The sequence below is a fragment of the Roseomonas aerilata DSM 19363 genome, assembly GCF_000711725.1.
GTDB classification, from domain to species: Bacteria; Pseudomonadota; Alphaproteobacteria; order Acetobacterales; family Acetobacteraceae; genus Roseomonas; species Roseomonas aerilata.
Map to the genome: position 1 here is coordinate 55,846 of NZ_JONP01000011.1, position 13,769 is coordinate 69,614.

The following is a 13,769-nucleotide window of genomic DNA, read 5'->3' on the forward strand; positions in this document are numbered from 1 at the left end:
TCCCGGGACCGCAGCCCGCTATAGGCAGAGGTGCATGCGCCGTCCCTCCCTACCCCTCCTCCTGGCCCCGCTCCTTCTGACCGGCACGCTGCTGACGGCCGCGACGCCGACCCTCGCGCAGGGCGTCGGGCGCAGCGCGCCGCCGCCGAGCGCGGGCCCCGCCAGCCGGCCGCCCCCGCCGGCCCTGCCCGGCCTCGCCGCCCGCCGCGCGCCGGAGCCCATCCCGGCCGAGACGCCCGCGACCAGCCTTTCCCCCAACGCCGCGCTATTCGACGCCATCACCCGCGGCGACCTTCCCGCCGCGCGGGAGGCCATGGCACGGGGCGCGGACCTGAACGCGCGCAACCAGCTCGGCCTCAGCCCGATCGATGCGGCGGTGGACCAGGGGCGGAACGAGATCGCCTTCTATCTTCTCTCCGCCCGCGGCAGCGTCGGCGGGGGCCCCACGACCGAGCCGGCCGAGCCGGCGCCGCCCGCCGCGGCACGGCGCGGACGGGGCGGGCGCGAGGTTCCCGCCGCCCGCGCCCCGGCGCTGGACGAGGAGGCGCCGCCCACCCGCGCCGCCGGGCTGCTCTCCGATCCGCCGCGCCGCGGCGCGCCCACCGCCCCCGTTGCCCTGCGCGCCCGGCTTTTCGCGGGGGATGGCGGCTCACCGCGGCCGGAAGTCGGCTTCCTCGGCTTCGATGCCGGCCGGCCCGACGGCGCCGAGCCGCTGCCGGAGGGCGTGCAGCGGCAGTCGACCGGCGGTGCGCGCCACCGGACCGTCCGCGGCCGCCACTGAGGCCCGGCCGCCGCACAGCGCGCCCGCCCGAAGCCGTCGAACACCGATGACGCCGCCCTCCGCCGCCGGCCTGGTGCTCTTCGCCACCGGAGGCGCCGTCTGCGCCCTGCCGCGCGAATGCGTCCGCGCCCTGCTGCCCCTACCGCGGCTCGATGCCCCGCCAGGCCTGCCCGGGCCGCTGGCCGGGTTCCTTAACCTCGGCGGAACGGCGGTGCCGGTGGTGGAGCTCGCCCGGCTTCTCGACACCCCCCCGGGCAAGCCCCATCCCTACCGGCACCTGATCCTCCTGAACGAGGACGCGGGCCGCGGAGGCGATCCTCTCGCGCTGCTCGTGGACCGGGTGCTGGACGTGCTGCCGCCCGGCGCGCCGCTCCGGCCGGTGGCGCCGGAGAGCTCGCTCAACGGGCTCATCCTCGGCAACCTGGAGGTGGGGGACCTCACCGCCTCCCTTCTGGACCCCGACCGCCTGCTGCTGGCGGAGGAGGCGGCGGTGCTCGGCGCGGTCACTGCCCAGGCGCGGGCGCGGCTGGCGCGCTGGGCCGTTCCCGGGACCGAGGGCGGTCCCACGAGCGGCACGTGAGGCTTGGCGGACAAAGCCGCTTGAGCGCGCATCCATGAGCGCCCCCCGCGAGCGCGCGCCCCTGGGCAAGGCGCCCCTGGACGGTGCCTTTCCCGCGCTGAAGCGCCTCGTCATCGCGCGCACCGGCCATGCCTATTACGAGGACAAGGATGGTGCCCTCTGGGAACGCCTGCGGCGGCGCATCCGGGCGACGGGCACGGGCGATTCGGCCGGCTATCTGGCCCTGCTGGAAGCGGACGAGGGCGAGTGGGCCGTCCTCGAATCCGAGGTGACGATAGGGGAGACCTTCTTCTTCCGCGACGCCGCCCAGTTCGAGGCGCTGCGGGAGGTCATCCTCCCCGGCCTCATCCGGCGCCGGGCGGCGGAGCGGCGGCTGCGCATCTGGTCCGCCGGCTGCTCCACGGGGGCGGAGGCCTATTCGGTCTCGATCCTGCTGCGCCGCCTGCTGGGACCCGCCTATCCGCAATGGGCCATCGGCATCCTCGGCACCGACATCAGCGAGGCGGCGCTGGAGGCGGCGCGCGCCGCCCGCTTCAGCCCCTGGGCGCTGCGCGGCATGCCAGCCGTCGAGCGCGAGCGGGACTTCCTGGCCATGGAGGAGGGCCGCGCCTTCCAGCTCCGCCGCGAGCACCGGAGCGGCGTGCGCTTCGAGTACGGCAATCTTCTCTCGCTCCTCGACGGCACCATGCCGCTCGGCATGAGCGACTACGACCTCATCCTCTGCCGCAACGTGCTCATCTATTTCGACCGCGCGGCGGTGCCGTCCATCGTGCGCGCCCTCGGCGAGAGGATGGCGCCGCACGGCTGGATGCTGCTCGGCCATTCCGAGCCCGACCCCAGCTTCGGCAGCTTCCTGCAGCCGGTTTCCCTCCCCGGGACAACGGCCTGGCGGCCCCTTCCCCTCCTCCTGGGCAAGTTGCCCGAGCCGCCCCCCTCACCGGCCGCACCGGCGGCGGCCGAGACCGCCCCGCTCCAACAGGCGCCGGAGGAGGAGTCAAAGATGCCGACGGAACCCGACTCGCCGCCGGAGGGCGGCACCCCGCGCCTCGCGGCCGACCGGGCCCGTGCCGAGGCCGATGCGGGTGCGCTGGAGGCGGCGCGGGCTACGCTGCGCGCCGGGCTGCGCGACCATCCGATGAATGCCGCCCTGCACCACCTGGACGGGCTGGTCGCGCGCGGCATGGGGGAGGATACCGCGGCGGAGGCGGCGCTGCGGCGCGCGGTCTATCTCGACAGCGGTTTCGTCGCGGCGCACTACCATCTCGGCCTGCTGCTGCTCGACCGTGGCGCGGTGGAGGCCGGGCGGCGCAGCATCGCCAACGCAGCCCGCCTCGCCCGCGCCCTGCCCGGCGAGACAATCCTTGAGGAGGGCGACGGCATGACGGCGGAAACCCTGCTCGGCCTGGCAGGGCAGCACCTGGCGGAGGGCCGGGGCTGATGGCCCTGCGCTTCCTGCCCGACCCCGGCATCCTCGGTCAGCTCGGCGAGACCCGCGCGGCGCGCCTGCTGGAGGAGCGCACGCGCCTTCTTGCCCGCCGTGGGAAGGGCCCGTCCGCGCCCCCGGCGGCGCCCGTGTTGGTGGTCGCCCTGGGCGAGGAGCTGCTCGGCTTGCCGCTCGCGCGCGTCGCCGCGGTGCTGCCGGCCGAAGCGGCAAGCCCCCTGCCCGGCAGCCCGGCCGAGGTGCTGGGCCTCCGCGCGCGCGCCGGGCGGATCCATGCCGTGCTCGACCTCGCCTGGATGCTCGGGCTGGAGGGCGAGGCGGGCGAGCACGACGTGCTGCTGCGGCCGCTGCCGACCGCCGGAGCCCCCTCCACGGGTGGGCGCCGGCTGGCGCTTCGCGTCGGCCGCGCTCTCTCGGCCGTGGCGCCCCTGCCGCTTCCGCCCGAACTCGGCCCACAGGGCGCCGCCGGGGTCATCGCCTTCCGAGCGACCATCCCCGGCGCCGGGGCCGAGGATGCTCGCCGCATGGTCGGGGTGCTCGACCTTGACCGCCTCCTGCTGCCCTACGCCGCCCCCTTGCCCGGAGCCTGAACCCGCGTGTCGATCACCAACCGCGCCCTGCTGGGCTTCGTGACGCTGACGCTTCTGACCATCGCGCTCGGCCTATGGTCGCTCGACCAATTCGAGACGGTCCGTAACGCGAGCCAGTCCGTTGCCACCCGTGATATTTCCGTCTCGCGTCAGGTGGGGCAGGTGCGCGATGCGCAGGCCGCGATGCGCGACGTGCGGGCGCGGATCATGATCAGCTATCTCGGGCGCCACGCCGTGCCGGGCGCGGCCGTCTCGCCCCCGCTCACGCCGGAATGGCAGCGGGAGAGCGCGCGCATGGCGACGGCCCTCGGCCAGGCAACGGCCTCGGCGCAGGGCTTCTCGGCCCAGGCCATCCATCCCTCCCGACGGGAGGGCTGGATGCGCGTCCTGGCCGGGCTGAACGAGGTCGGCAGCCTGCTGGCCCGGCACCGCGACCGGGTGGAGGCGAAGCTCCGCCTCATGGAAGTCGACGACCTGCCGAGCGTGATGGCGGCCGAGCCGGGCGTCGCCTCCAGCGCCAACGAGCTGGACGCGGCGGTGAGCCGGGTGGAGCGCGCGATGGAGCAGCTCGCGGCCGCCGGGCAGCAGCGGGTGGATGATGTGTCGAACAACGCGCGCACCCTCATCCTCTCTGGCATGGGGGTGGCGGTGCTGCTCGCGATCGGCGTCTCGGTGCTCGTCCGCCGCGCGTTGGCGCGGCCGCTGGAAACGATGATGGAATTCGTGCAGCGCATCGGGCGCGGCGAGCTGGCCGGCGCCCCCGCCCGCGAGGGGCGCGATGAGTTCGGCCGCCTGGGCGCCACGCTGAACGTCATGGTGGAGGGCCTGCGCGAGCTGGCCGTGCAGAGCCGGGACGCGACGCACCAGCTCGATGCTGCGACGGCCGAGATCCGCGCGAGCACGCAGCAGCAGGCCGCGAGCGTCGAGGAGCAGCTCGCCGCCGTGCAGGAGACGGCGGCGACGGTGGACGAGATCACCCATTCCGGCAGCCAGATCGGCAAGCGCGCGCAGGAGGTGATCGCCGCCGCGCAGGCGACCGTCCGCACCAGCGGCGAGGGGTTGCGCGCGGTGGCCGAGACGGTGGCCGCCATGGACAAGATCCGCGAGCAGGCGGAGCGCGTGGCGGAGAACATCGTGGCGCTGAGCGAGCGCACGCAGGCGATCGGCGAAATCACCGCGACGGTGAACGACATCTCCGAGCGCAGCCACCTGCTGGCGCTGAACGCCGCCATCGAGGCGGCGGCGGCGGGCGAGGCCGGGCGCAGCTTCGCCGTGGTGGCGGCCGAGCTGAAGTCCCTGGCCGACCAGGCGAAGGAGGCGACGGCGCAGGTGCGCGCCAATCTCGGTGACATCCAGCGCGGCATCAACGCCTCCGTCATGCTGACGGAGGAGGCGGTGAAGCGGGCCGCGACGGGCCGCGAGCGCACGACGGCCAGCCAGGAGACGATCCGCGAGATCACCGCGCGCGTGCAGGAGGCGGTGCAGACCTTCCAGCAGATCGTCGCCAGCACGAACCAGCAGCAGCTGGGCATCGAGCAGGTGATGGGCGCGCTGACCAATATCCGCCAGGCGAGCGAGCAGACGGCCTCCGGCACGCGCCAGCTCGACCAGGCGGCGGCCAACATGGCGGGGCTGAGCCAGGGGCTGGTGCGCCTGGCCGACCGCTACCGCCTCTAGCCCCGCCCGCGGCGCCCCCTGGCGATGCCCGACTTCCGCGCGGAGCTGCTGGCGGCCTTCGCGGCCGAGTATCGCGAGCATCTCTCGGCCATGCGCGCCGCCCTCTCGGCGGAGGATGCGAGCGGGGCGGTGACGCTGGAGCCGGCCGCGCTGCGCGAGGTGTTCCGCCGCGCCCATTCCCTGAAGGGGGCCGCGCGCGCGGTGGACCTCGCGGGCGTGGAGGCCCTGGCGCACCGGCTGGAGGGACTGCTGGCGCGCGAGACGGACGCGGCCGCCGGGGGCGAGGCCCGCCTGCCGGCACCGCTGGTAGCCCTGTTGCAACGTGGCTTCGATGCCATCGAGGCCCAGGCGGCCGCCATGGCCGCGGGCGCGCCCCTGCCGCCGCTGGACGCCGTGCTGACCGCGCTGGACGCAACGCCCGGAGGGGACGGCGCCCCGCCAGCGCCGGCAGCCGCGCCTCCCCCGGCGCCGCCCGCCGCGCCCGAGACGCCCGCCCCGGCCGAGGGCTACCTTCGCGTGGAGGCCGCGCGGGTGGAGCGGCTCTCGGCCGCCAACCTCCGGCTGAAGGCGCTTCTCGGGCGCGGCGGCACGGCGGCCGGGCTGCGCGGCATGGAGGCCGAGTTGCGCGCGCTTCGCCGCGGCTGGGAGGGATTGCGCACCGCCCTGCCCGCCGATCCTGCCCTCGCCCCCCGCCTGCGCGGCTTCGAGGCGGCGCTGGGGGAGGTCACGCGCCGCGTCGCCGCCCTCGCGCGCGAGGGGCGCGAGACCGCGGACGCGCTCGACCGCGCCTCCAACGCCCTGCGCGAGGAGGTGGAGGCCATCGCCCTCGTCCCCGTCGGCAGCGTGCTCGGGCCGCTCGCCGCCGCGCTACGGGAGATGGCGCGCGAGGCCGGGCGGGAGGTGACGGTCCGGACCGAGGGCATGGAGGCCCAGGCAGAGCGCCGCGTGCTCCAGGCGCTGAAGGATCCGGTGCTGCACCTTCTCCGCAACGCCCTCGGCCACGGCGCCCCGCGGGACGGGGGCCGGGCGGAGATCCTTCTCCGCGTGGAGGCGACGGAGGCGGGGCTGACCGTCACGGTGCGGGACAACGGGCCCGGCCCCGACCTTGCGGCCATCGAGGCTGCGGCCTTGCGGGCGAAACTCCTGGTGCCCCGGCCGTCGGGCGCGCCACCGGTTCCGGCGGACGACCTCCTCGCCCTCGTCTTCGCGCCCGGCTTCTCGACGGCGGGGGCGGTGGACAACCTCTCGGGGCGAGGAATGGGCCTTTCGGTCGTGGCGGAGGCCGCCATGGCCCTGCACGGCGCCGCCGCGTTGCGCCCCGCGCCAGGGGGCGGCGCCGAGGTGGTGATCGCCCTTCCCCCCTCCACCGGACGCCGGCCGCTGCTGCTGGTGGAGGCGGGCGGGCAGGTGCTCGGCCTTCCCGGCAGTACGGCGCTCATCACGGTGGGGCCGGCGCTGCGCCTCGATCCCTCCGCCATGACGACGGCGGAGGGCCGGGCGGTCGCGCGGCTGGCCCTACCGGGCGGGGAGGGGCTGGTGCCCGTCGTGCCGCTCGCGGCCCTGCTCGGCCGGGAGGCGGAGCCGGCAGGGCCGGGGCCTCGGCCGGCGGTGCTGCTCGGGCGGGGGACGGCGCGGCTTCTCCTCACTGTGGCGGCGCTGCACGACGCCCGCAGCCTCGTCGTGACCGAGGTGGATGCGCCCGGCCTCGACGCCGGGCTCGTCTCAGGCGCCGCGCTGATGGAGGACGACGCGGTCGCACTCGTGCTGCGGCCGGGGGGGCTGCTGGATCGTGGGCTGCGCGAGGCGTCGCGCATCGGCCCCGCCACCGTGCCCGCGCCTGCCGCCACCGCCCGGCGGCACGTGCTGGTGGTGGACGACAGCATCACGACACGCACGCTGGAACGCAGCATCCTCGAATCCGGGGGCTACCGCGTGACCCTTGCGGTGGATGGGGCGGATGCGCTCAACTCTCTGCGCGCGCCGGGTGCAGTGGTTGACCTCGTGCTCGCGGACGTTGAAATGCCGGTCATGGACGGGTTCGGCCTGCTCGAGGCGATCAGGGCGGATCCGTCGTTCACGGGGCTTCCCGTGATCCTGATGACCTCCCGCGACAGTCCCGGCGACGTGCAGCGCGGCATGGAGCTGGGCGCGAGCGCCTACCTGACAAAGCAGGGCTTCGACCAGCAGGCGTTGCTGGCGACGATCGCCCAGCTCGTCTGATCCCGCGCGTGAGAGTTTGCCGGTGACAAGCCCTGAGGCACGCCCCGTGCGCGTGATGATCGTCGAGGACAGCGCGGTGGTGCGGCACCTGCTCGCGCATCTCGTCTCCCGCGACCCGCGGCTGGAGCTCGCCGCCGCCGTCGCCTCGGCCGAGGAGGCGTTGGCCGAGATCGAGCGCGTCCGGCCCGATGTTATCTCGATGGACATCCGCCTGCCGGGCCTCGACGGGCTGGAGGCGACGCGGCGGATCATGGCGGAGCACCCCACCCCGATCGTCGTGATCGCCGATGCCGTGGAGGAGCGCGGGCTGCGCATCTCCATGAATGCGCTGCGCGCCGGCGCCCTCACGGTGGTGGAGAAGCCGCTGGGACCGGGGCGCGAGGGCTGGGAGGCCGTGGCCGAGGCGATCTGCACGCAGCTCTTCATCATGAGCCAGGTGCCGGTGATCCGGCAGCGCGGCATCGGCGGGATGGGCGCGGGCCCCGGCCGCGCCGCCTCCGCCCGCGCCGGCGTGCCGCCATTCTCGCGTCCCTCGATGGTCGGCATCGCCGCCTCGACGGGCGGTCCTCCGGCCATCGCGCGGGTGCTCGGCGCCTTGCCTGCCGATTTCGCCGCGCCCATCCTCCTCGTCCAGCACATGGGGGCGTCCTTCATGGAAGGCTTCGCCGCCTGGCTGGACGGGCTGGTGGCGCCCCGCGTGCTCATCGCCCGGGATGGGATGCGGCCGCAGCCGGGGCAGGTGCACGTCGCCCCCGGCAACCGCCACCTCTCGCTGACCCCGGCCGGGCTGTTGCGGGTGACCGATACGCCGCCCGTGGGCGGGCAGCGCCCGGCAGCGGACGTTCTGTTCGACAGCATGGCCCGTGCGCTCGGCCCGCGCGCGATGGGCATCCTGCTGACCGGAATGGGCGAGGACGGGGCGCGCGGCCTCGTCGCAATTAATTCCGCCGGCGGAATTACTCTCGCGGAGGACGAGACGACCGCTATCGTCTATGGCATGCCCGCGGCGGCGGTTCGTCTCGGTGGCGTGAGCGCCTCTCTGCCGCTGGATGGAATCGGCCCGCGGCTCCTCAGGGCGATCGGGGGGACATTGGAGGCGACAGGCGGGCAGTGAGCGCGGAAACGGCATGGCAGGCGACCGGCGCATCACCGCGCATCCTGCTCGTCGAGGATTCCGAGACACAGGCCCTCCAGCTCCGCCGGATGCTGGAAACGGAGGGATTCCTGGTCAGCCGCGCCGGCAGCGCCGAGGCCGCGCTGGAGGCGCTGAACGGCCCCCTGCCCGCGCTGGTGATCGCCGACTACCACCTGCCGGGCATCAACGGGGACGAGCTGGTCCGCCGCATCCGGCTGAACGTTCGTGCCCGCGCGCTGCCCGTGCTCATGCTGACCGATGCCCAGGGCGGTGACCTCGAGCGCCAGGGGCTGGAGAGCGGCGCCGACGCCTATGCCCCGAAATCCGCCGGGCGGGAGTTGATCCTGCTGCGCCTGCGGGCGCTGCTGCGGCGGGGAGAGGGCGAGACCGATCAGGGTTCCGAGTCGCCCGGAGCCGGCTTCCGCCCCGCCCGCCTGTTGCTCGTCGATGACGGACCCACCCATCGCCTCTGGCTCGCCAGCCTGCTGGCGGCCGACGGGGACCGGGTTGAGACGATCGGCAGCGCCGGCGCGGAGTTCACCGCGCGGACGGATGGCCCCTGGGATGGGGTATTGGTGAACCTCGCCGGCATGCCCACGGGGGGCCTGGACCTGCTCCGCCAGTTGGAGGCGCTGCGCCAGGCAGGCGCCGGATTCCGGATCGTCGCGCTGGAAGGGAACCGCCCTGCGGCCGCCTTCGAGGCCGGCGCCGACGACGTGCTGCCGGCGGAGGCCGGGGCAGAGGTGATCCGGCTGCGCGTGCGCGCCCTCGTGCGGCGCAAGCTGCTGCGCGAGGAGAACCGGCGGATCGAGAACGCCATGCGCGAGCGGCTGCGCGAGGTGGAGCGGGCGCGGGCGGAGGCGGCCTCGGCCGAGGCGCGGGCGGCCCTTTCCGGCGCGCTCGCCCGGGCGAATGCCGAACTGGAATCGACCAACCAGGCATTGCGCGACACCCAGGGCAAGCTCGTTCAGGCCGCGAAGATGGCCTCGCTGGGCGAGCTGGTGGCGGGCATCGCGCACGAGATCAACAACCCGCTCGCCTTCATTCTCGCCCACCAGGGCACCGTCTCGCGCCTGCTGGCGCAGGTTGCGCCGCGCGTGGCCGGTGACGAGGAGGCGGCACGGCTGCTGGACAAGGCGACCGCCCGGGCGGACTCCATGTCCATGGGACTTCGCCGAATCCAGGATCTCGTGGGCAACCTGCGGAAGTTCTCCCGCCTGGACGAGGCGGGGGCGCAGGAGGTTGACGTGCCGGAGGCGATCGGCACCGTCCTCGTGCTGCTGACCCACAAGCTGTCGGACCGCATCCTGGTGGAGCGCGACCTCGCGGCACCGCGCATCCTTCGCTGCTCCCCAGCCCTGCTGAACCAGGTGGTGATGAACGTGGTCGGCAATGCCGCGGACGCGATCGAGGGGCAGGGCCGCATCCGCCTCGCCACCTTCACGGAGGGTGGCGAGTACGTGATCGCGGTGAGCGACAGCGGGCCCGGCGTGCCGGAGGCCATCCGCAGCCGCATCTTCGAGCCCTTCTTCACCACCAAGCCGATCGGCGCGGGCACCGGTCTCGGCCTTTCCATCGCCTATGCGGTGGTGGAGGCCCATGGCGGCAGCATCGCGGTGGACGACGCGCCCTGGGAGGGCGGCGGCGCGCGCTTCACCATCCGCGTCCCGCTGGAGGGCGCGGCGTGAACGACGGCCTCAGCGATGCCGCCGGCGAGCGCGGGGACGGGTTCCGGGCGGGCGGGCGCGCTGCGATCCTTCTCGTGGACGACGAGGCGGAAATCCTCACCGCCCTGACGGACCTGCTGGAGGACGGCTTCGAGGTCACCACCACCACCCGGCCGGAGGAGGCGCTGGCGCTCCTCGCGGGCGGGCTGCGCCCGGCGGTCATCCTGTCCGACCAGCGCATGCCGGGGCTGACCGGCGACGCCTTCCTGGAGCGCGCGCGCGCCTATTCGGACGCCGAGGCGCTGCTTCTGACCGGCTATGCCGAGTTGGACGCGGTAGTGGGCGCGCTGAACCGCGGGCGGATCGCGGGCTATGCCGCCAAGCCCTGGGAACCCGCGGCGCTGCTGGCGATGGTGGCCGCGGCGCGGGACCGGCACGAGTTGCGCCGCGCGCTCGAAACCGAGCGCGCGCTGATGCGGGGCCTGCTGGAGAACCTGCCGGAGCAGCTCTCCTTCAAGGACGCGGCGGGACGCTTCATCCGCCTCAACGCCGCCAAGGCCGCGGCGCTGGGATCGAGCGTGGCCGCCTGCCTCGGCCGGCGAGAGGAGGAGTTCCTGCAGCCGGAGGAGGCTGCGCGCCTGGCCGAGGCGGAGCGAGCGGCCCTCGCCGAGGGAACGGTATCGGAGGTGACCGAGACGGCCGCGGGCCCCGACGGGCTGCCGCGCTGGCTCCATGTCAGCCGGGTCGCGCTCGGCGGCGGCGTGCTCGTCACCATCGCGCGGGACGTGACGGAAGCGCGGCGCCTGGAGGCGCGGCTGCGCCAGGCCGACAAGATGCAGGCGCTGGGCACCATGGCGGGCGGAGTCGCGCACGACTTCAACAACCTGCTGACCGCCATCCTCGGCAGCCTGCATCTGGCCGGGAAGCGAGTGCAGGACGAGCCGGGGCTGCAGCGGCTGATGCGCAACGCCACCATGGCCGCCGAGCGCGGATCGGCCCTCACCCGGCGGCTGCTCTCCTTCTCCAGGCAGAACGAGCTCGCGCCGCGCAGCGTGGCGGTGAACCGCCTCATCCTCGGGATGGGGGACCTGCTGGCGCGGACGCTGGGCACCACGTCAGGCGGCACGCTGGAACTGCGGCGGGACCTGCGCGCCAACCCCGGCACCACCCGCGTGGACCCGGACCAGCTTGAATTGGCCCTGCTCAACCTCTGCATCAACGCGCGGGACGCCATGCCCGGCGGCGGCACGATCACCCTGGCCACCACGGAGGTCAGGGTGGGAGCGGACGAGGTGCCGGAACTTTCGGCCGGGCACTATGTCCGCATCTGCGTCACCGACACGGGCAGCGGCATGTCGCCGGAGGTGCTCGCGCGCGTGCTCGAGCCCTTCTTCACCACCAAGGAGGTCGGCAAGGGCACCGGGCTCGGCCTGCCGATGGTGTATGGGCTGGTGCGGCAGTCCGGCGGCGGGCTGACGATCGAGAGCGCGCCAGGCCAGGGAACGCGCGTCGCGCTTTTTCTTCCGGCCGATGCCGGGGAGGGTGATGCCGAGGCTCCGGAGGCGGGCGATGCCGCCCAGGCGCGCGCGCCGGCGCGGGTGCTGGTGGTGGACGACGACGTCACCGTGCGCGAGGTGACGGCCGGCTTCCTCTCTGATCTCGGGCACCAGGTGATCGAGGCGCCCGACGGGGAGGCCGCGCTCCGGATGCTGGAAGGCGATGCGGCCGTGAACCTCATGGTGGCGGACTTCGCCATGCCGCGGATGAACGGGGCGGAGCTGGCCGAGCGGGCAAGGACGCTTCGGCCGGGGCTCGCGGTTCTGCTCGTTACCGGCTACGCGGAACTGGGGACGATCTCGCCCGACATCCCGGTGCTGCAGAAGCCGTACCGTCAGGTGGAGCTGGCAGATCGGGTGGCGGCGTTGCTGGGCTGAGGCAGCCGCTTCAGCGGGCCATCCCGCTGGCGCCGGCCTCTGCCATGCCATAAGGCAGGCGGGCGGATTGCGCTTCGGAGACATGGGCGAGCGGGGCGCCTTGGGACAGGGCGGAGCCGGCGAGGGCCGCGATCTCCCGCAGGGCGGCGAGGGTCAGCGGAACCTGCGTCATGGCGCCGCCGTCGCCTTGCAGTTGCAGGGTAAGGCCCGTGGGATCCTGCATGAGGGCGACGGAGTGGACCGGCGGGAGGAACCGCGGCTGGATCGAGCGGGAGGCGCGGCGCGAGGGGTTGGCGGAGGGGGACACGGCAGGGGACCTTTTCCGGGGTGGGTGCCGGATCTTCCGGCCCGCACAGCATTCCAGCGCCAGCGTGAAGAAAAAGTGAACAAACCCCGCCCGGCGGAGAAATCGTTGCGATTTCACAACGCCTGAAACCGCCAGCCGCATCCGACTCACGGGCAACGCGGTCCATTCCGAGGTCACAACATGAGAAGGGCGCTAGGCAGCGGCCTTGTTGACGTCTAAGGGGCGTTTTGGAACGCCCGCGTGCGATGGGCCGAAAAGGGAGACGAAGATCCGATGAATCGACGCCGCTTTGTCGCGGGGGCGCCACTGGCCGCTGCCGCTGCGACGACCCTTGCTGCCCCCGCACTCGCGCAAGCTATGCCCGAGCTTCGCTGGCGCATGGCCTCCTCCTTCCCGAAGAGCCTTGATACGATCTATGGCGCGGGCGAGCATGTGGCCAAGCGGGTCGCGGCGCTGACGGACAACAAGTTCCAGATCCGCGCCTTCGCCGCCGGCGAGATCGTTCCCGCCTTCGGCACGGTGGATGCCGTGCAGCAGGGCAATATCGAGTGCGCCCACACCGCTTCCTACTACTTCGTCGGCAAGGATCCGACCTTCGCCTTTGACGGCACGGTTCCCTTCGGCATGAACTTCCGCCAGCTCAACGCCTGGCTGAACGCCGGCGGCGGTCACGAGGTGATGCGCGAGTTCTTCGAAGGGTACAATATCGTCTCCCTCCAGGCCGGCAACACGGGCGCGCAGATGGGTGGCTGGTTCCGCAAGGAGATCCGCAACGTCGAGGACCTGAAGGGCCTGAAGTTCCGCATCGGCGGCTTCGCTGGGAACGTCATCCAGAAACTGGGCGCGGTGCCGCAGCAGATCGCGGGCGGCGACATCTACGCCTCGCTCGAGCGGGGGACGATCGATGCCGCGGAATGGATCGGGCCCTATGACGACGAGAAGCTCGGCTTCAACCGCGTCGCGCCCTTCTACTACTACCCGGGCTGGTGGGAGGGCGGGCTCAACCTGTCGCTTCACATCAACAAGGCGAAGTACGACGAGCTTCCGCAGGTCTACAAGGACGCGCTGAACAGCGCCTGCCGCGACGCCACGGTCGAGACGATCGCGAAGTACGACGCGCAGAACCCGCCGGCGCTGCGCCGCCTGCTGGCCACCGGCACGCAGCTCCGCGCCTTCCCGCGCGACGTGATGCAGGCCTGCTACCGCGCCACCTTCGAGCTCTACGACGAGACGGCGGCGACCAATCCGCGCTTCAAGAAGGTCTACGACCACTTCAAGGCCTTCCGCGACACCCAGCTGCAGTGGTTCCGGGTGGCGGAGAACTCCTACGACAGCTTCGTCTACCTCATGCAGGCGCAGGAGCAGCAGGCCCCGGCCGGTGCTGGGGCGGGGGCTCAGCCCCGGCGCTGAGGCCGGGCCGGTAAAGGATACAGGTGA

The 13,769-nt window shown here is 73.6% G+C and carries 11 protein-coding genes; 10 read left to right on the forward strand and 1 reads right to left on the reverse strand.

What is annotated here, in order from left to right; translation table 11 throughout:
• The first annotated feature begins 34 nt into the window (after positions 1-34).
• The 9 genes from BO39_RS29955 to BO39_RS14315 are packed head-to-tail and all read left to right on the forward strand — an operon-like array spanning position 35 to position 12,025.
• Positions 35-781, forward strand: a complete 747-nt coding sequence (locus tag BO39_RS29955; RefSeq protein ID WP_052402087.1) for an ankyrin repeat domain-containing protein — start codon at positions 35-37, stop codon at positions 779-781.
• 46 nt (positions 782-827) lie between these two features.
• Entirely contained in the window at positions 828-1,361 is a 534-nt protein-coding gene (locus BO39_RS14280; RefSeq protein WP_052402088.1) for a chemotaxis protein CheW, read from the forward strand.
• A gap of 34 nt (positions 1,362-1,395) precedes the next feature.
• Positions 1,396-2,799, forward strand: a complete 1,404-nt coding sequence (locus tag BO39_RS14285) for a CheR family methyltransferase (protein ID WP_052402089.1) — start codon at positions 1,396-1,398, stop codon at positions 2,797-2,799.
• Positions 2,799-3,392, forward strand: coding sequence for a chemotaxis protein CheW (locus tag BO39_RS29960; protein ID WP_052402090.1), 594 nt, complete (start codon positions 2,799-2,801; stop codon positions 3,390-3,392). Before BO39_RS14285 ends, BO39_RS29960 begins: the two co-directional genes overlap by 1 nt.
• Before the next feature lie 6 nt (positions 3,393-3,398).
• On the forward strand, positions 3,399-5,069 hold the full coding sequence (locus BO39_RS14295) for a methyl-accepting chemotaxis protein (RefSeq protein WP_043834416.1): 1,671 nt from the start codon (positions 3,399-3,401) through the stop codon (positions 5,067-5,069).
• Between the two features lie 24 nt (positions 5,070-5,093).
• The gene (locus BO39_RS14300) at positions 5,094-7,289 is read left to right on the forward strand and encodes an ATP-binding response regulator (RefSeq protein WP_043834418.1); all 2,196 of its coding nucleotides are present in this window, start codon (positions 5,094-5,096) and stop codon (positions 7,287-7,289) included.
• Between the two features lie 55 nt (positions 7,290-7,344).
• Positions 7,345-8,403 (forward strand): chemotaxis-specific protein-glutamate methyltransferase CheB, encoded by a 1,059-nt coding sequence (cheB, locus tag BO39_RS14305; RefSeq protein ID WP_043834662.1) that lies wholly within the window; start codon positions 7,345-7,347, stop codon positions 8,401-8,403.
• Positions 8,400-10,112, forward strand: a complete 1,713-nt coding sequence (locus BO39_RS14310) for an ATP-binding protein (protein WP_043834420.1) — start codon at positions 8,400-8,402, stop codon at positions 10,110-10,112. Before cheB ends, BO39_RS14310 begins: the two co-directional genes overlap by 4 nt.
• Entirely contained in the window at positions 10,109-12,025 is a 1,917-nt protein-coding gene (locus BO39_RS14315) for a response regulator (protein WP_245615169.1), read from the forward strand. The genes BO39_RS14310 and BO39_RS14315 overlap by 4 nt, the downstream gene beginning before the upstream one ends.
• Positions 12,026-12,035: 10 nt before the next feature.
• Here the strand turns inward: BO39_RS14315 and BO39_RS14320 are convergent, their stop codons facing one another.
• Positions 12,036-12,332: a hypothetical protein gene (locus tag BO39_RS14320; RefSeq protein WP_043834422.1), complete on the reverse strand. Its 297-nt coding sequence runs from the start codon at positions 12,330-12,332 to the stop codon at positions 12,036-12,038.
• A 273-nt stretch (positions 12,333-12,605) separates the two neighbouring features.
• Between BO39_RS14320 and BO39_RS14325 the strand changes: the two genes are divergently transcribed.
• Entirely contained in the window at positions 12,606-13,742 is a 1,137-nt protein-coding gene (locus BO39_RS14325; protein ID WP_052402091.1) for a TRAP transporter substrate-binding protein, read from the forward strand.
• The last annotated feature ends 27 nt before the right edge of the window (positions 13,743-13,769 follow it).

Bases quoted from the DNA above. Each gene is read 5' to 3' on its own strand.
- BO39_RS14280 (WP_052402088.1), top strand. From the start codon at position 828: ATGACGCCGCCCTCCGCCGCCGGCCTGGTGCTCTTCGCCACCGGAGGC.
- cheB (WP_043834662.1), top strand. From the start codon at position 7,345: ATGATCGTCGAGGACAGCGCGGTGGTGCGGCACCTGCTCGCGCATCTC.
- BO39_RS14285 (WP_052402089.1), top strand. From the start codon at position 1,396: ATGAGCGCCCCCCGCGAGCGCGCGCCCCTGGGCAAGGCGCCCCTGGAC.
- BO39_RS29955 (WP_052402087.1), top strand. From the start codon at position 35: ATGCGCCGTCCCTCCCTACCCCTCCTCCTGGCCCCGCTCCTTCTGACC.
- BO39_RS14300 (WP_043834418.1), top strand. From the start codon at position 5,094: ATGCCCGACTTCCGCGCGGAGCTGCTGGCGGCCTTCGCGGCCGAGTAT.
- BO39_RS14325 (WP_052402091.1), top strand. From the start codon at position 12,606: ATGAATCGACGCCGCTTTGTCGCGGGGGCGCCACTGGCCGCTGCCGCT.
- BO39_RS29960 (WP_052402090.1), top strand. From the start codon at position 2,799: ATGGCCCTGCGCTTCCTGCCCGACCCCGGCATCCTCGGTCAGCTCGGC.